Annotated in this window: 12 protein-coding genes and 5 pseudogenes; 7 read left to right on the forward strand and 10 right to left on the reverse strand. The window is 66.1% G+C overall.

Annotated elements, in window-relative coordinates; translation table 11 throughout:
• Positions 1–111: 111 nt before the first annotated feature.
• Positions 112–2149, reverse strand: a pseudogene (locus WJW29_RS13085) (TonB-dependent receptor).
• Between the two features lie 200 nt (positions 2150–2349).
• Between WJW29_RS13085 and WJW29_RS13090 the strand changes: the two are divergent.
• Together WJW29_RS13090 and WJW29_RS13095 are read left to right on the forward strand one after the other, a co-directional pair.
• On the forward strand, positions 2350–2760 hold the full coding sequence (locus WJW29_RS13090) for a MerC domain-containing protein (protein ID WP_011258314.1): 411 nt from the start codon (positions 2350–2352) through the stop codon (positions 2758–2760).
• 299 nt (positions 2761–3059) lie between these two features.
• Entirely contained in the window at positions 3060–3242 is a 183-nt protein-coding gene (locus tag WJW29_RS13095; RefSeq protein WP_011408042.1) for a 30S ribosomal protein THX, read from the forward strand.
• A gap of 132 nt (positions 3243–3374) precedes the next feature.
• Here the strand turns inward: WJW29_RS13095 and WJW29_RS13100 are convergent, their stop codons facing one another.
• From WJW29_RS13100 to WJW29_RS13120, 5 genes and pseudogenes are all read right to left on the reverse strand, one after another.
• Positions 3375–4415: a zinc-dependent alcohol dehydrogenase family protein gene (locus WJW29_RS13100; RefSeq protein ID WP_011258316.1), complete on the reverse strand. Its 1041-nt coding sequence runs from the start codon at positions 4413–4415 to the stop codon at positions 3375–3377.
• A 72-nt stretch (positions 4416–4487) separates the two neighbouring features.
• The gene (locus WJW29_RS13105; protein WP_011258317.1) at positions 4488–5933 is read right to left on the reverse strand and encodes a chloride channel protein; all 1446 of its coding nucleotides are present in this window, start codon (positions 5931–5933) and stop codon (positions 4488–4490) included.
• A 126-nt stretch (positions 5934–6059) separates the two neighbouring features.
• Positions 6060–7366 (reverse strand): annotated as a pseudogene (locus WJW29_RS13110) (ectonucleotide pyrophosphatase/phosphodiesterase).
• A 256-nt stretch (positions 7367–7622) separates the two neighbouring features.
• Positions 7623–8168 carry a methylated-DNA--[protein]-cysteine S-methyltransferase gene (locus tag WJW29_RS13115; protein WP_011258319.1) on the reverse strand — a complete coding sequence of 182 codons (546 nt, stop codon included), beginning with the start codon at positions 8166–8168 and terminating at the stop codon, positions 7623–7625.
• On the reverse strand, positions 8165–9628 hold the full coding sequence (locus WJW29_RS13120) for an AlkA N-terminal domain-containing protein (protein ID WP_011258320.1): 1464 nt from the start codon (positions 9626–9628) through the stop codon (positions 8165–8167). Before WJW29_RS13120 ends, WJW29_RS13115 begins: the two co-directional genes overlap by 4 nt.
• A 146-nt stretch (positions 9629–9774) precedes the next feature.
• On the opposite strand from WJW29_RS13120, the pseudogene WJW29_RS13125 reads away from it, so the two are divergent.
• The 4 genes and pseudogenes from WJW29_RS13125 to WJW29_RS13140 all read left to right on the forward strand — a co-directional run bounded on the left by WJW29_RS13125 (position 9775) and on the right by WJW29_RS13140 (position 12695).
• Positions 9775–10999 (forward strand): annotated as a pseudogene (locus tag WJW29_RS13125) (hypothetical protein).
• Positions 11000–11077: 78 nt separating this feature from the next.
• Positions 11078–11332: a hypothetical protein gene (locus WJW29_RS13130; RefSeq protein WP_011258323.1), complete on the forward strand. Its 255-nt coding sequence runs from the start codon at positions 11078–11080 to the stop codon at positions 11330–11332.
• 402 nt (positions 11333–11734) lie between these two features.
• Entirely contained in the window at positions 11735–12268 is a 534-nt protein-coding gene (locus WJW29_RS13135) for a DUF4019 domain-containing protein (RefSeq protein WP_011258324.1), read from the forward strand.
• 25 nt (positions 12269–12293) lie between these two features.
• On the forward strand, positions 12294–12695 hold the full coding sequence (locus WJW29_RS13140; RefSeq protein ID WP_011258325.1) for an MAPEG family protein: 402 nt from the start codon (positions 12294–12296) through the stop codon (positions 12693–12695).
• 35 nt (positions 12696–12730) lie between these two features.
• Here the strand turns inward: WJW29_RS13140 and WJW29_RS13145 are convergent.
• The 4 genes and pseudogenes from WJW29_RS13145 to WJW29_RS13160 form a co-directional block, all read right to left on the reverse strand.
• Positions 12731–13044: pseudogene (locus WJW29_RS13145) on the reverse strand (hypothetical protein); the annotation flags it as partial.
• Entirely contained in the window at positions 13041–13283 is a 243-nt protein-coding gene (locus WJW29_RS13150; RefSeq protein WP_011258326.1) for an RNA-binding S4 domain-containing protein, read from the reverse strand. The gene WJW29_RS13150 and the pseudogene WJW29_RS13145, both read right to left, overlap by 4 nt.
• 36 nt (positions 13284–13319) lie before the next feature.
• A complete protein-coding gene (locus tag WJW29_RS13155; RefSeq protein WP_075239995.1) occupies positions 13320–13970 on the reverse strand; it encodes a hypothetical protein in 651 nt (216 codons plus the stop codon).
• 29 nt (positions 13971–13999) lie between these two features.
• Positions 14000–14415: pseudogene (locus tag WJW29_RS13160) on the reverse strand (sigma-70 family RNA polymerase sigma factor).
• Between the two features lie 231 nt (positions 14416–14646).
• On the opposite strand from WJW29_RS13160, the gene WJW29_RS13165 reads away from it, so the two are divergent.
• Positions 14647–16551: a DEAD/DEAH box helicase gene (locus WJW29_RS13165; RefSeq protein ID WP_011258329.1), complete on the forward strand. Its 1905-nt coding sequence runs from the start codon at positions 14647–14649 to the stop codon at positions 16549–16551.
• Positions 16552–16792: the final 241 nt, after the last annotated feature.

Below are 16792 nucleotides of genomic sequence, written 5' to 3' on the forward strand. Positions count from 1 at the left end.
CTGCAGATCTCATGCAGCAGCGAGGAAGCACACGCTGCTATGCTCGCAACGCGCATGAAAAGGCCGCCCGAAGGCGGCCTCGCTTCCAGTCAGCGGGGAGAGAGTCCGCTGTCAGAAGAACAAGCGCACGCCGAACGAGGCGTTGCGGCCAGGCAGCATCACGTCATCCTTCAGGAAGAAGGTATGCACGCGTGCGTCCTGATTGGTCAGGTTGTTGCCGTCCAGAAACACTTCCCACGCAGTGCTGCCGCGATCCACGTGATACGCCAGATGCGCATCGACGAAGGTATAGCCGTCGGTCGGTGTTTCGTTCACTGCCACCTTGTCCTGCTTCATGGTGCGGGTGGCACCGAGCGATGCGCGCCACTGTTGGGCATTCCAGCGCAGCTGCGCGCCGAAACGCCCCGGTGCGATACGCGGCAGGTTGCCGCCATCGTTCAGACGCGCGCGCACAGTGTCGCCGAAGACGCGCAGGTCCCACGCGCCGTTATCGTTGTTGGCCAGATGAAAGGTGGCCTCGCCCTCGAAGCCGTGGAAGGTCGCATCGGCCTGCGTCCATTGGCGGATCGGCAGGAAGTCGTTGTCTTCTTCGTTGAACCACTGGCCGCCGGTGTCGACGATATAGATGAAGTCGTTGTAGCGGTTGTAGTACGCCGCCACCTTGGCATCCACCCATGCGTTCTGGAAATTCAATCCCAGCTCGGCCTGATTGGCTTTCTCGGTCTGCAGATCGGCGCCGCCGATTTCGAAGGTGAGCGTGGCGATGTGCGGGCCGTTGGCGAACAGTTCTTCTTCGGCAGGCGCACGTTCGGCGTGATCGAGATTTGCGGTCAGACGCCATTGTTCGTTGAAGCGGAAACCGCCGCTGGCCGAGAAACTGGTCGGGGTGAAATCGCGGTCTACGCCGATATCGGTCTGGTACTTGACCGTGTCCACGCGCGCACCGAATTCGGCGGTGACGCGCTCCCAATTGTTGCGTGCCACGGCGAATGCGCCGAGCGAGCGCGTATCGGTCTTGGGCACAAAGGATTCTTCACCGATCGCCTGGAAGGTGCTGTCGCTGCCCAGCAGGCCGAATGCGGTCTGCCAGCCGCCGCCAAACGTAAGCGAGGCTTTCACGCGGCCTTCGTTGGCCCGCTTGGTGAACACGGTGCCGACTTCGGCGCCTTCGAATTCGGTAAGTGCGTAATCGGTGTGGCCGACGCTGTAACGCAGCGCGCTGCCTTCGCCCCACGGATCGGTCAGCCCGCCCTTGAGGTCGTAGCGGTCCTGCTGCAGTTTCAGCGAAACACCGCGCTCGCCGATGGACGGGTCGCCCGGCTCGCCGGGGTTGCCGTAGTTGTCGCGGAAGCGCGACGCCGACAGGCCGACAAATCCCCAGTCGCCCGACAGCGACGCACCGATCGAGCCCACCTTGGAATCAACCCAACTATTGAGCTGACGGCCCTTCGGCGTGTCGTAGTCGTTCTGGTTGCGATACACGCCATCGGCATGGATCGACAGCCCGCTACCGTTGCCGGCGTCGACGCGGAACATGTCGGTGTTGCCGTCCTTGTTGCCGTCCTTGTCGTCGCCGTCGACGCGCACTTCGGCGCGCCCGCTGAAGCCGTCCACCGGCGTTTCAGCGATGCGCCCGTCGACCACGTTGACCACGCCGCCGCTGGCGCCGGAGCCGTACAGCAATGTCGACGGACCCTTCAGCACGTCGATCTGATTGGCCAGGAATGGCTCGATTGCCGGGGAATTGTCCTGGCTGACGGTGGACACGTCCTGGGTGGACAGGCCGTCGCGCAACACCGCCACGCGCGGGCCGTCCAGGCCGCGGATGATCGGCCTGCCGACGCCGGGGCCGAAGTTGGAACTCTGCACGCCGGGCAGGCTCGCTACGGTTTCGTCCAGGCTCGAACTGCGCACCTCGTCCAGACGTTCACCGGCCCGCACTTCCACCGGGCGGGCGGCTCAACTCACCGGCCGCAGCGCGCAGCGGGCTGGCGGTGACCACCACCTTGTCCAGATCCTTGATGTGCCGGCCGCTGGATGGGCTGGCAGCGTGGCGCGTGTCCGAGCTGGGCGGGGTCTGTGCATCTGCAACGACCGGAGCGTCCTCGGCCATGGCCAGGGCAGGGGTCAACAGACTGGTCAGCGCCAGCGAGAGCGACGGAACGAGGCATCGAAACGTGCAGGCATGATAGGCGGGACTCTGTAATTGTTACCGTGTATCAGTGGCAGGCGCAGCTTGCCTGCTGCGCCGGCGGCGAAGGCCTGCACGGCTGCGCGATGCAATGATGCAGGGCTGAAACAGTAAAACGTTATATTATTCCACATCGCCGCGAGCACCTGCTGGACCTCATGCCTCCACCGACCCTTCGTCATCTTCTCGACCGCTTCGGTGCGACCGGGTCGCTGCTGTGCGCCTTGCACTGCGCGGTATTGCCGCTGGTGCTGGCCCTGGCGCCCTCGTTGGGCCTGTCGTTCTGGCTGGGCGATGGGGTGGAACTGGCCATCGTGGTGTTCGTGACGCTGCTGGGCCTTTTCAGCCTGGTGCTCGGGTATCGCCGGCACAAAGCGCTGCATGCGCTGGCATTGCTGCTGCCCGGCCTGGCGCTGCTATGGGTCGGCCTGTTGTACGACCCGCTGCATCATTCGGTGGTGCCGCATGCGGTGGTGATGACGCTGGGCGGCGCCCTGGTCGGCATCGCGCACTTGGTCAATTTGCGCCTGAATCATGGGCATGTCCATGACGCCAGCTGCGCGCACTAAGAACCGCTGGCAAGGCGGCTGCGTAGCCTCCGGGCCAATGCGGATGGCAGCCGGAATCGGCCTCTGCCACTCGCACGTTCGGGTTGATCGGCGGCTTGCATGCTGCCCGATGCCAGTTCGCCACTGCGCGCACTGCGCCTGAGTCAGATCGCTCTGCAAGGTCAGTCGGGCGCTGCCTGGCTACGCTGGCCGGAGCCGCCGTGGTAGGCTTGCCGGCCTTGTGCGAGGGCGCTGCCGGTGAAACCTCGCCAGACCTGTGCCAGCACGGGAATTTGTATTCACATTCAGGAGTCGACGAAATGGGTAAGGGTGACCGTAAGACCGCCAAGGGCAAGCGCTACAACGCCAGCTACGGCAATTCGCGTTCGCACGCGGCGAGCAAGGTTGTCGTGGGTGCAGCTGCCCCGGTTGCCAAGAAGGGCGTGGTCAAGGCTCCGGTCAAGAAGGCCGTCGCCAAGAAGACCGTCGCCAAGGCCAGCTGATCCCGGCTCGCTTCGCGACACCAAAACGCGGCGCTTGCGCCGCGTTTTTTGTTTTGCAGACCGGTGATTTACGCTCCCGGCCGGCCCATCAATGTGCGCCCCATGTGTGCGCGATGCCGGCGGCGATACGCGCTAGAAGCGATCGATGACGCTGATGCCGAGGTCGCGCGTAGCGTCCATGCCAATCAGCACCGCAATGGCCTCGTCCAGGCACACCCTTCTGCCGATGAGCCGTTGTGGTGCGATCTTCCCGGCCTGGATCATCGCCAACATGGCATCGTACCGCCATGCCTGCATCCCGTGGCTGCCGTAGATCTCCAGTTCGTGGCCAATCACCTGCGCCATCGGGATCCTGGGCGTGGCGTGTTCGCCCAGCATCAGTCCCACCTGGACATGACGGCCGCGCCGTCGCAGGTTGCTGATGGAGTTGAAACAGGTCGTCGGGCTGCCGAGCGCATCGATGGAAACGTGCGCGCCTCCCTTGGTGATCTCGCGAATCGCCTCCACCGTGTTGGCCGCTTTCGACGCGTTGACCGTTGCGACCGCGCCGCATTCGACGGCGAACGCCAGCTTGTCGTCGAAGATGTCCACCGCAATCACCTGCGCCCCCAGTGCCGCTGCGATCATCACTGCCGAAAGCCCGACGCCGCCGCAGCCATGGACCACGACCCATTCGCCAGGGCCGGTTCTGGCCTGATCGACCACCGCCCGAAACGAGGTGGCAAACCGGCATCCCAGGCTTGCCGCCGTCGCATCGTCGATGCTCTCCGGCAGTCTGACCAGATTTGTCTCGGCAAAATCGATCGCGACATACTCGGCGAACGATCCCCATGCGGTGAAGCCGGGCTGGAACTGGTTCGAGCATACTTGCTGATTGCCGCCATGGCACTGCACACAGCGCCCGCACCCGGACACGAACGGCACGGTGACCCGGGTGCCGATCGCAAAGCCCGATATGCGTTTTCCCATGGCGACCACTTCGCCGGCGAACTCGTGTCCCGGCACGTGCGGCAATGCGATGTCCGGATCGTGCCCCATCCAGCCGTGCCAATCGCTGCGGCAGATGCCTGTGGCTGCCACTTTGATCACCACGCCGTCATCGCTTGGGGGCGGGTCGGGGAGCTGCAGAATTTCCGGGACCTGTTCAAAACGCTCGAAGTGCATTGCACGCATACATAACCTCGGGAAGCAGCACGATGAAGAGGGGATCTACTGCGCTGCACCACTGGCGAGCAGTGCGGCAGCCTATGTTCGTGGGGGAGCGTTGTCCTCGCCGCTGTTTCCGGCCAAGGTCTGGAGCCGCGACGTCGACGCGCGCTCTGCAGCGGGACCAGCAGGCGCCTGCACGGTCAACAACTGCTCTGCCAGGCCGCGGTAGATCGGCGTCTTGCAGACCAGCCCGGAGACTGCGCGCGCGATCAGTACGGTGGCCAGGATCGGCAGCAGCATCTGGCTGGTGTCGGTCAGTTCCAGCGAGATGATAGCCGAGGTCAGCGGCGCCTGGGTCACGCCGGTGAGATACGCGCACATGCCCAGCAGCACGAAGGTGCGCGGGTCCACGCTGGGCATCAGTACCGACAGGTTGTGACCGATGCCGGCACCCACTGCCAGCGCCGGTGAAAACAGACCGCCCGGAATGCCGGCCAGATACGAGACCAGATTGGCGATGAGTTTCATCATGCCGAACTCATGGCCGACGACCGCGTGCCCCTGCACCAGACTGCGCGCCTGCTCGTAGCCGGTGCCGAAGGCGCCTTGCCCGAACACCAGCGCAAGACCGACCAGGGCGAGGCCGCACAGCGCAGCCAGCAGCACCGGATGCCGCTGACGTAGCGCGCCCAACCAGCGTGGTTTGCCGCCGACGCTGGCCAGCACCAGCCGCGCGAATACCCCACCGAGCAACCCGGCCACGCTGCCGCACAATGCGATTGCCAGCCATGCCTGGCCCAGCGGTAAGGCGACAGCTACCTTGCCGAAATAGGTGTAATTACCCAGCAGGCCCAACGACACCACGCCACCGACGATCACCGCGGTGAGCAAGGTGCCGGAGAAGCGGTGCTCGAAGCGCCCGCTCAGTTCTTCGATCGCAAACACCACGCCGGCTAGCGGTGTATTGAAGGCCGCTGCGATACCGGCAGCGCCACCGGCGAGCAGAAAGTGCGAGAGCTCGCGCGGTTCGCGAAAACCGAACCAGCGCCCGAACACATGCATCAGGCTGGCACCGACGTGCACGGTGGGCCCTTCGCGCCCCACCGATGCGCCGCCGAGCAGCGACAAGGTGGTCAGCGCGAGCTTGCCGACCGAGACGCGCAACGAGAGGTTGCTGTCGCGAAAGGCCGGGTCGGGGTGCTCCAGCGCGGCAATCACTTGCGGGATGCCGCTGCCGCGCGTTGGCCGCAGCGCACCGGAGGTGAGCCAGGCAAGCAGGGCGAAGATGCCCGGCGTCAGCAGAAATGCCCACCAGATCGAATGCGCTGTGATGCGTTGAAACAGATGGAAGGCCGCATCGCTGGCCTTGGCGAACACGATCGCCACCAGCGCCACTGCAATTGCGCCGCCCCATAGAGCAGCACGACGACGCCAGCCTTCGCTGGACAACAGCGGCCGCGAGCGACGCGGCGGGGGATTTGAACCAGACATCCCGCGATTGTCGCACTGCCTGGCGGCAGCCGTGTCTTCAACGCTCCACATGCCCGCGCTGTTGCCGGTATTTGCTATCTCGCGACGCCATGGAATGGCGTCTTCAAGTGTCTAGATCGCTGCCTACGCTGCGCGATCATGCCGGTTCGTCAGCGCTGCCGAAGGTGCCTGGCGCGTCTACTCTGGCCTGGCCGCCGGCGGCACGCGCAAGGCCGGCAGCAAGGTCGCCGGATTGCCATCGTTGGGTGCGGCCGGAATGCCCGGCAGCCGGGTCATGCGTGCATAGACATCCACGTTGTCCAAGCCCGGCAGTGTCTTGCCCTGCGCCAGGTCCGGGCCTTGTGCCAGGACTACCGCGCGCATCGACGGCAACCCCGGATCGAAGCCATGCGAGCCGCGCGTGTCTTCCTGCGCGCGTTTGGCGAGCTTGTTCGGAAACAGCGCATCCCAGCCTTCATGCATCGGGCACACGACCGGCGGAATCCGCGGGTGGCGGCCGTAATGCCGGCGCGCTGGCAGCTCTGCCTTGCGCCAGCGGTCGCAGTGCGCGTGCGCGCCAGGCAGGCTGGCCTCGGCAGCGGCCTGTTGCCCGGGCAGTGGCTCCAAACCGATCACCTGGCCATCGATGATTGCGGTGGCGATCTGCGGCGGCGCGATGTCTTCCACGCTGATCGCATGCCCGGGCGCAACCTCGGCCCTGCCATGGTCGGAGACCACGATGATGTTGATGCGCGCAGGCGTGCCATCGCGTTGCATGCCTGTCAGTAGCCGGCCGATGGCCGCATCCACCGCGCGCACGGCGTCGGCGTATTCGCGCGATTCCAGGCCGTGGTCCTGGCCGGCTTCGTCCACGCGTTCGAAGTACAGCGTGACCAGGCGATTGCGCTGGGTACCGTCGGTTTTCAGCCAGCCCCGCACCGCGTCCACGCGCGTGTCCAGGCGCATGCCTTTTTGGTAATGGCGCCACTGCGACGGGCGTACGCCCTTGATCGCCGCCTCGCCGCCTGGCTGCCTGGCCAGGACCAGGTTGCCGCATGCTGGCCGGTATTTTCCACGCCCACCCACACCGGTTCGCCGCCCCACCAGCGCGCATCGCCCACCGCCTCGGAGGTGCGCAACCAGAAACCCCCAAGCGTCGGGTCGCGCATGCTGTTGTGCACGATGCCGTGGTGATCCGGGCGCAGGGCGGTGACCAGGGTGTAGTGATTGGGAAACGTCAGCGATGGATACGAGGGCGTCATCCAGCGCGCACGCACGCCTTCATGCGCCAGTTGCGACAGGTTCGGCGCGATGCCGCGATCGACCATGTCCGCGCGCAGGCCGTCGATGGAGAACAACAATAAGGTGTGCGGTGTGCTGGCCGATGCGGTGTTCGCCGCTGCAGTTGGCAACTGCGTGGGCGCGCTGCGCGAAGAAGGCGGGCTGCTACAGGCCGCAAGCAGGGCAAGCGCCGCTACGGCAACTCCAAAACGTCGGTCGATCATGGCGTGAGTTTACGGCGCAGCGATGACGCCGCTAGTGTGATGTCCCGCATGTGACTTTCCATTCTTTGCGTGGTCCAAGCAGTATTCTTGGCACTGTGGAGACGCATTGATGGGAAGGTCTGCAACACGAGCGGACGTGGGATTTCGCTTGATCGCTGCGGTCGCTCATGCTGCAAATCAATGACTTGCGAGTTATGGAGACTGCCCCAGCTACTGATCGGAAGTTAGCGAACCAGTTGTTCACAGGTTCCCTCAGTCAGCCAGTGCGTAGTGCGGATGCAGGGGCGAACAGATCGTCGGCGCGCGCACCACCACGCGGCGACCAGCCTTCCAGCTGCAACAACGCCTGCTTGGTCGGCAGCCCGCCGCCGAAGCCGGTCAATGCGCCATTGGCGCCGATCACGCGATGGCAGGGCAGCACGATCGGCAGCGGATTGCGCCCGTTGGCCGCACCCACTGCGCGGTTCGCGGTCGGCTTGCCGACCGCCTGCGCAAGTTGCGCATAGCTCCAGGTCTGCCCGAACGGAATCTGCGCCAGCGTGCGCCAGACGCTGAGCTGAAACGGTGTGCCGATCGGCGCCAGCGGCAGATCGAAACTGCCTCGCCCGCCATGCAGGTAATCGAGCAACTGTTCGCGTGCTGCGCGCACCAGCGGCGCATCAGGATCGTGCAACCAGCGCGCACGGCCGATGGCGTCGTAGCGGTTCTGCGCGAACAGGATGTGGTGCACGCCGGTGTCGTCGGCGGCCACGCTGAGCGCGCCGATCGGCGAGGGAAAGGTGTCGTAGTGCAATGTGCTCATGCGCGGGTGTCCTTACGGTCGTTGGCCAGATGCCACAGGTGCAGCACGGCGAAGGCGCGCCACGGTCGCCACGCTTGCGAACGTGCATCGGTGGCGCGCGCGCTCAGGCGCTCGGGGGCGCCGAGCACCTGCTGCAGGATCAAATCGCCAGCCGGAAACGCATCGGGATGCGACAACGCACGCATGGCCAGGTAATGCGCGGTCCACGGCCCGATTCCGGGTAGCGCGGTGCAGGCGGCGAGGAAGTCGGGCAGACGCTGCCCGGCACCGCAGTGCAGCTGGCCTTGTGCGCAAGCCGATGCCAGCGCACGCAGCGTGGCGGCGCCCGCACGCGGTAGCCCGAGTTGTTCCAGTGGCGCGTCGGCCAGCTGGTCGGGCGTGGGGAAACTGCGATCCAGTCCAGGTGGCATGTCGGTATGATGGCCGCCATGAGGGTCCACCAGCCGCGCCGCCAAGGTCGCCGCGCCGGCGGCACTGATCTGCTGGCCCAGCACCGCACGTACCGCCACCTCGAAGCCGTCCCAACCACCGGGCACGCGCAGGCCTGGTCGGCGTGCGATTGCCTCGGCCAGCAGTGGGTCGGGCGCAAGCGTCGCGGGCACGGCTTGCAAGTCCGCATCCAGATCGAACAGCCGTCGCACGCGCCGCCCGCTCTGCGGAATCTGGCGTGGGTCGGTCGCCCCGATGCGCAGCAGGAGTTCCGCGCGCTGCGGCGCCGCGCTGACGCCGATCACGCTGGCCTTGCCCGGCGGGCCGGTCACGCGACGGTCGCCGCTGGCATCGACCTGCTCGATCCCCGGGATCGCACGGCGCTGCAAGAAGGCCAGCATCGCCGGCAGATCCAGTGGCGGGCGATAGCCCAGGCGCAGTGTGAGCTCGCCGCCCGGCACCTCGGCACGCTGCTTGCGCAGTGCAGAAGGCGGCATGCCGCAGCCCTGCAGGAAGGCCGCATTGAACCGCCGCAAGCTGTTGAAGCCTGCTGCGAGCGCCACCTCGGTGACCGGCAGTGCGGTTTCGGTGAGTAATTGCTTGGCCAGCAGCAGCCGATGCGTCCCGTGCACCTGGATCGGCGTGGCACCCAACTGTTGCACGAATTGCTGCTGCAGCTGGCGCGCGCTCAAGCCCACCGCATCGGACAGCGTCTGCACCGGCTGCTCCTGCAGCGCGCCGTCGGCAATCATCGCCAGTGCGCGCTGCACGCTTTCTTCGCCCAGATGCTGCTGCGCCTGCGGCGACAGCTCCGGCCGGCAGCGCAGACACGGGCGGTATCCGGCCGCGCTGGCCGCCGCGGCAGTGGGGTAGTCGCTGACATTGGCCGGCTTCGGCGGCGGTGCCGGACACACCGGGCGGCAATAGATGCCGGTGCTGCGCACGGCGGTCAAAAACAACCCGTCGAAACGTGCATCGCGCGCCAGGCGGGCACGGTCGCATTGGGTTCGGTCGGGCGTCGCGATCTGCATGGCGCCAGTCTATGCGCTTGCCCGCGCACCGGCTGGCCGTTTTCGGACAGGGGTGCGGCGGGCCTGCGCGTCATGGCCGGGTCAACCCATCCGCCCATTCAGCCATGGACTGCGGGCGATCTCCGTCGTGGTCCGTGCCCCCCATCGTGTTGAAATCGGTTTGCCTCTCACTTGCCTGCGTGCTGGTGCTAGCCGCTTGCGATCGTTCGGCGATCTCCGCCGATGCAGCGGTTGCGCAGCAGAGTGGTGCAGGGCAGGCGGGTGATGGCGACCATATGGTGTCGGTGGATACGCCCGACCCCATACCGCGCCCGCGTGCGCAGTCCGGCAAGGCGGGATGGCCGCAGGCGGAGTTGGAATCGGGCCAGGCCTGGATCAGCTGCGCGACCGATGACAGCCGCGAGGCCGGCGACGGCACACTGCTGCCGGCATTGGACCGGGCCAGCGTGGAAGCGGCGCTGGCGCCATGCCGCGAGACCGGGCTGGTGCGGGTGCGTGACGCCGGCAAGATCAACGCCGGGTTTGCGGCGCTGGTCTGGCGCCTGGCCTCGGTGGCCGAGCAATGGAAGTTGCCGCATCGCTTCCTGGATCTGGATTCCAGCGGCGGTCAGGTGGAGGCGGCGATCCGCGCCGGCGACACCATCGGTGCATCCACCTGGACCATCTGGATGCGCGAAGGCTCGATCTCCCATAGCGCGTGTGTGTTCGTGCTGGCGGCTGGCGACAACCGTCTGGTCGCCGGCAAGGTCGGCATCCACCGCATGATGCGGATCAGCTCCAAGGCCACCTCGCGCGCCGAGTTCAATCGCCAATTGCGCGAGGTCTATGGCAACGCCAAGGATTATCTGGAGCGCAACGGCGTGGTAGTGGCGGTGGCCGACCTGATGCTGACGGTGCCCAACCGCAGCCTGCGCCTGCGCACGATGGAAGAACTGCGCGAATACGGCCTGGATGGCACCAACGCGGTGCAGGACGATCTGGAACGCATCCGCCAGATGCGCACGTGCGGCGCAAGGACGCGTTTTGGTCGCCTTCGATCAGAAGTGCAAGGGTGAGGGTGCGGACTTGGACGCAGTCAGTGCCTGCGGGTTGGCGTTGAAGCAGCGTTTCGGCTTTCCGGATGCGACCTGCCCGGAAGAAAGTCCGCTGGCCGAAACCGATGCGGCTGCCCTGCCGCCGGCCAGCCCGACGGTCGAAACGCAGCCTGGTGAGGCGGAGAACGGCCAGGCGCAAACTGGCCAGGCGCACGGCGACCAAGCGCAGACCGGCGAGGCCCAGAACGCTGCCGCAGGCACTGGTGCGCCCGCTACCGCGCCAGCGCAGGATGCCGCCCAGGCCGACCCGCCGTCGGCGACCCACCCTGAAGGCTGAATGCAGTGACGGGCTTCACGCGTATCGCACTGCACGCTGCCTATCGTCGCTGCATCACAACCGAGCCGGTGGGGGCGTATGCGAGGCAAGACCAAGGGGGTGTTACTGGCCTATCTACCGTCGGCCCTGTTGGTGCTGGTCGGCTTCGGTGTCGCCGAGGTGCTGCGTCTGGCCGCTGCCGCCATGCATGAACAATGGCCAGCAACGGTGGCAACGTGGCTGAGTCTGGTAGCGCTGATTGCCGCGATTGCGCGTGGCTTCTGGGTCAGTTGGCGCCTGTGGCGGCCGCGTGGTGTGGCGGCCGTGCCGCCGGCTCCCGGAGGCGAGGTCTAAATTCGATGAGGGCGCGGCGGTGTGGTTGCCGACGGTGGCGTGGCCTTCCTCGGGATCGGCGCGAGGTGCTTCCACTACATTGCCACGCGTGCGTCCGCATCCAATTGACGCTGCCATCCGCAGCGTCTGGGCGACTCCAAAAAAAGACGAAAGCGGCCGCGGCCAGATTTGGTGACCGCCAATGCGTGTCGCTGTCGCCGGGGTTCCATGCTCGCCGCTTGTACTGTCGATGAGCACATCGTTCACCAGCTCCTCGTCACCGCTCGCCATGGTTTGCCTTCCGCGCCATCCCGCCCTGCACGCGGGACTTGTGTTGCGCAGGGCGCACCCTAGACTGCGCTACGTACCGCAAGGTGTGCAGTGCCTCTCCTTTCCACCCGATCCTGACAAGGTCCTCGTCCCATGCCTCGTTCTCGTCTGGTTATCGCGTTGGCACTGGCTCCAGTGCTGGCGTTCGCTCAACAGCCGCAGGCCGCCAGTCGCACCGCTAGCCCGGCGGCGCGGCCGGCACCTGCGGCGCCCGCAGGCCAGCCGGCGCTCACCCCCGCGCAGCAAGCGCAGCTGACCAAGCAGAACACCGAAATGACCCAGGCGGCCCTGCGCGTGGCGCAGATGGTGGACGGCAACCAGGTCGCTTCCTTGTGGGATGGCGCGTCCAAAGTGGCCAAGACCGCCGTCAAGCGCGATGTCTTCGTCAGCCAGATCGGCACCGAACGCGCGCGGCTGGGTGCGGTGGTCGGACGCGGGCAGGGCTCGGTGACGCGGGTCAAGTACGGCCCCGGCGCGCAGGTGCCCGAAGGCCTGTATGTCAACGTCAGCTTCCCGACCCGCTTTGCCAAGGCGCAGCAGCCGGTGCGCGAGTTGGTGTCGTTCCGTCTGGACGAAGACAAGACCTGGCGGTTGGCCGGTTACAGCCTGCGCCCGGCGGTGAAGTGATGGTTCCATCGGCCGGGAGAAACGTATGCAACTGACGATCGAACTGCAGATGCTGGGCTGGGCGATGGTGCTGGGGTTGGTGCAATTGCTGGCTGCCTCGGCCAGCATGACCGCCCAGCGCGGCGCCAAGTGGAATGCCAGCGCACGCGATGGCGCGGCCAAGCCGCTTACCGGCGTGGCCGCGCGGTTGGACCGTGCGTTCGGCAACTATCTTGAAACCTTTCCGATCTTCGCTGCTGCCGTGCTGGCAGTGAACGTCGCGGGGCGCAGCAGTGCAGAAACAGCACTCGCCGTGCAGCTCTACCTATGGGCGCGCGTGGCCTATGTGCCGGTGTATGCCGCGGGGATTCCGTACCTGCGTAGCGCCATCTGGGTGGTGTCGTTCTGGGGCATCGTCAAACTGGTGCGCGCACTGCTGGGCATTTGATGCAGCAGTGCCGCCAGGCATGAGGCTCGACCCGACGCTTGCACCCGCGCCAGGATTGCATCGATTGCCGCCTGCGTCTTGTCGGTAAGCAGGCCCTCTTCCAGAATTCGGAATCGCCCACAGCGCAACCGGCCTTGGTCACATCGGCACGCCGGTCGCCGCGCCACGCATCCCGTTCGTGCAAGGCCAGCATCGTGCATCCGCCTCGCTCGGCATGGCCGCCGCGGATGGAGTGCTCCAGCCAGAACGGCGTGTCCGAATCGATGGCGATCGAAAAAATGGAGACGTCGTGGGTTGGATCGTCGGCCGAAGGTGCGTTGTTGCGCTGACTGATCTCCACCACCTTCATGCGTCAGGCTCGGCATCCGGGTCCAGTGCCAGCACGCGAATTTCCACATCGTCCAACTGCACCAGCTGACCGGGGCGGATCTTGGCGGTCTTGCGCAGCTCCTGTACGCCGTCGACGCTGACCGCGCCGCTGGCGACGATCGCCTTGCCCTGGCCGCCACTGTCGGCAATGCCGGCCAGTTTGAGCAACTGGTTGAGTGCGATGTAGTCGCCGTCCAGGTCGAATTCCAGGGATTGCATGGTGTGCTCGGTCGCAGTGAGGCAGGGATTATCCGCCTACTCGCGCTGGAAACGCGCGATCTGTTCCAGCAGGGATTCGGTACGCGCGACGCTGCGGCCGGCATGTGCGGCATCGAGGCGTTCCAGCCAGGGGGGGGGGGCACTGCGCTGCAGGCGCCGATAACCTAACCAGGTGCCGATGCCGCCAAGCACGCCGACCAGCACGTTGCACAGCATCCAGGCGGTCGGCAACGACTGGCCGGTGAAGGCCCGCCACGCAGCGTCTGCCACCGCTACCCACAGTACCCAGAACGCTACGCCCAGCCACGGCGCCACGCGCGTGCGCCAGCGCCGCAGCTGTGCAAGCGCGCGCTGTGTCTGTAACAGGGGCCTGGCGAAATCCAGTTGCGACAACAGCCACAGTTGACGGACCGCCGAAGCTGCCAGCGCAACACTCCAGACTTGCAGCAGCACTCCGCCGACGACGGCTGCCGCCTGATCGGCAAACGGGAGCCAGCTGTGGGCGATGACGCCGCTCAGCGCGATGGCGCACAGCAGTTGCGCCGATTGGCTCAGCCACAACGGGCGCAGTTGCGCACGTGCTGCGTGGCTGCGCATATCACCCAGCAGTTGGCTGGTGAGTGCAGTTTGTTGGTCCAGCCGTTGTTCCAGCGAACGCCAGGCCAGGGCGATGTCATCCAGTTCCATGTCTTGCTCCGGTTGCGGATCGGTGTGGGTCAACGTTCGCCGCGCATACGGGTTTTCAGGCGGCTGAGTTTTGTGGCGACATTGGTTTCGCTGATGCCGAGCACTTCGCCGATTTCGCGGTAGCTGTGCTTGTCCAGATAGAGCAACAGCAGCGCGCGTTCCAGCGGCGGTTGGTGTGCGATGAAGGCATATAGCGCGGCCACCTGTTGCGCGCGGACAGGGTTGTGCGCCTGTGGATCTGCGATGCGCTCCATCCCGCATCCAGCGCGATCGGCTCGCCGGCCGCGTAGATCGCTGATCGCCACGTTCAGGGCGATGCGATACATCCAGGTGGAAAACGCCGACCCGGGTCGTAGCCGGGAAATGCCCGCCACAGGTGCGTGGCGATTTCCTGCGCCAGTTCGTCGCGGTCGTGGCAGTAGCTGGCGGCCACCTTCAGCACGATGCCGCGGTGTTGCTACAGCAGGCTGCTGAAGTGGGTCTGCAGGTCTGTGTCCAGGGGCATGCCTCCGGCCGGGCAGGTAAGGGGGATTGGCATGCAGGATGATTCGCGCGAACGCGCAATTCCTCACAACCTGAATGGTCTGTAACGAAAATTTCGACAGCAGGGGGGCTGAGAAGGCACACTATCCGGCTTTGCGCCTGCCGGCTTCGTGCGGCGCCTCCGGAGTTACCCATGACCCAAGAATCTTCCGCGCCGCTGCTGTTTGCAGACCTCGGCCTCTCAGGCGCTGTGATGAGGGCCGTTGCCAATGTCGGCTACGAGTCGCCGTCGCCGATCCAGGCTGCCACCATTCCCGCGTTGCTCGCCGGCCGTGACGTCCTCGGCCAGGCCCAGACCGGCACCGGCAAGACCGCCGCGTTCGCGCTGCCGGTGCTGTCCAACGCCGATCTCAACCAGGTCAAGCCGCAGGCATTGGTGCTGGCCCCGACCCGCGAACTGGCCATCCAGGTCGCCGAGGCGTTCCAGAAGTATGCCGAAGCCATTCCGGGCTTCCGCGTGCTGCCGGTGTACGGCGGCCAGCCGTATGCCCAGCAACTGAGTGCGCTCAAGCGCGGCGTGCATGTCGTGGTCGGTACCCCCGGCCGCGTGATCGATCACCTGGACCGCGGTACGCTGGATCTGTCCCAGCTCAAGACGCTGGTGCTGGACGAAGCCGACGAAATGCTGCGCATGGGCTTTATCGACGACGTCGAAGCGGTACTGAAAAAGTTGCCGGAAAAGCGTCAGGTGGCATTGTTCTCGGCCACCATGCCGCCGGCCATCCGTCGCATCGCGCAGACCTATCTGAAGGATCCGGCCGAAGTCATCATCGCGGCCAAGACCACCACTTCGGCCAACATCCGCCAACGCTACTGGTGGGTGAGCGGGCTGCATAAGCTGGATGCGCTGACCCGCATTCTCGAGGTCGAGCCGTTCGACGGCATGATCATCTTCGCACGCACCAAGGCCGGCACCGAAGAGCTGGCGCAGAAGCTGCAGGCGCGCGGTCTGGCCGCGGCCGCCATCAATGGCGACATGCAGCAGGCGGCGCGCGAGAAGACCATTGCCCAGCTCAAGGACGGCAAGCTGGACATCCTGGTCGCCACCGACGTGGCCGCACGCGGCCTGGACGTGGAGCGCATCAGCCACGTGCTGAACTACGACATTCCGTACGACACCGAAAGCTATGTGCATCGCATCGGCCGCACCGGCCGTGCCGGACGCACGGGCGACGCGATCCTGTTCGTGACGCTGCGCGAAAAGGGGATGCTGCGCTCGATCGAACGCGCCACCCGTCAGCCGATCGAAGAGATGCAGCTGCCGAGCGTGGATGCGGTCAACGACACGCGCGTGGCGCGTTTCATGACCCGTATCACCGAGACCCTGGCCGGCGGCCAGATCGACATGTACCGCGATCTGCTGCAGCGCTATGAGGCCGAAAACAACGTGCCGGCGATCGATATCGCCGCCGCGATGGCCAAGCTGCTGCAGGGCGATGCGCCGTTCCTGCTGACTCCGCCGGTGCGTGGCGCACGCGAAGACGCCGCGCCGCGCGAGCGTCATCAGCGTGCCGATCGTGGCGACCGCCCGCGCTTCGAGCCGAAGTTCGAGCGCGGCCCGCGGGCCGACGGTGAGCGCGCCCCACGTCCGCCGCGTGGCGACGATGCCGGCGGCGAGCGTCCGCGTCGCGATCCGGTCGCCCCGCGTGGGGAGCCGGAATTGGGCATGGAGAGCTATCGCATCGAAGTGGGCCACAGCCATGGCGTGAAGCCGGCCAACATCGTCGGCGCGATCGCCAACGAAGCCGGGCTGGAAAGCCGCTATATCGGCCGGATCGACATTCAGGACGATTATTCGATCCTGGATCTGCCGGCCGACATGCCGCGCGAACTGCTCACCCACCTGAAGAAAGTCTGGGTGTCCGGTCAGCAGCTCAACATGCGCAAGCTGGAAGAGGGCGAGGCAGCCGCGTCGCCGGCCAAGCCGCGCTTCCCGCGTGGCGGCAAGCCGTCCGGTCGTTCGAACGGCCCGGTCCGTCCGATGGACCGCGCTGGCGCACCGCACCGCAAGGGCCCGCCGAAGCCGCGCGGCGAGTAAGCGTGGCCGGCACCGCCTGCGGGGTCACCCTGCAGGCGGTGTGGTTGCCTAGTATCGCTATGCGTAAATTCGCATAGCGAGCGTGTGACGCGTTACGGTGCCTCACTGCGCCGGCGATCAGGCTGGCCTGGTTAGCGTTGCTAACCCGATGTGCATCACGCCAAGCGGGTATTGCCATACAGACTGGGCCGTTGCGGCCGTTACTGTCTTCGGGCGCCCACTGGGCGCCTGAGTCGCACTG

It is taken from the genome of Xanthomonas sp. JL1, from assembly GCF_038405005.1.

Bases quoted from the DNA above. Each gene is read 5' to 3' on its own strand.
- WJW29_RS13140 (WP_011258325.1), top strand. From the start codon at position 12,294: ATGCAACTGACGATCGAACTGCAGATGCTGGGCTGGGCGATGGTGCTG.
- WJW29_RS13095 (WP_011408042.1), top strand. From the start codon at position 3,060: ATGGGTAAGGGTGACCGTAAGACCGCCAAGGGCAAGCGCTACAACGCC.
- WJW29_RS13115 (WP_011258319.1), bottom strand. From the start codon at position 8,168: ATGAGCACATTGCACTACGACACCTTTCCCTCGCCGATCGGCGCGCTC.
- WJW29_RS13120 (WP_011258320.1), bottom strand. From the start codon at position 9,628: ATGCAGATCGCGACGCCCGACCGAACCCAATGCGACCGTGCCCGCCTG.
- WJW29_RS13090 (WP_011258314.1), top strand. From the start codon at position 2,350: ATGCCTCCACCGACCCTTCGTCATCTTCTCGACCGCTTCGGTGCGACC.
- WJW29_RS13155 (WP_075239995.1), bottom strand. From the start codon at position 13,970: ATGGAACTGGATGACATCGCCCTGGCCTGGCGTTCGCTGGAACAACGG.
- WJW29_RS13135 (WP_011258324.1), top strand. From the start codon at position 11,735: ATGCCTCGTTCTCGTCTGGTTATCGCGTTGGCACTGGCTCCAGTGCTG.
- WJW29_RS13165 (WP_011258329.1), top strand. From the start codon at position 14,647: ATGACCCAAGAATCTTCCGCGCCGCTGCTGTTTGCAGACCTCGGCCTC.
- WJW29_RS13105 (WP_011258317.1), bottom strand. From the start codon at position 5,933: ATGTGGAGCGTTGAAGACACGGCTGCCGCCAGGCAGTGCGACAATCGC.
- WJW29_RS13130 (WP_011258323.1), top strand. From the start codon at position 11,078: ATGCGAGGCAAGACCAAGGGGGTGTTACTGGCCTATCTACCGTCGGCC.
- WJW29_RS13150 (WP_011258326.1), bottom strand. From the start codon at position 13,283: ATGCAATCCCTGGAATTCGACCTGGACGGCGACTACATCGCACTCAAC.
- WJW29_RS13100 (WP_011258316.1), bottom strand. From the start codon at position 4,415: ATGCGTGCAATGCACTTCGAGCGTTTTGAACAGGTCCCGGAAATTCTG.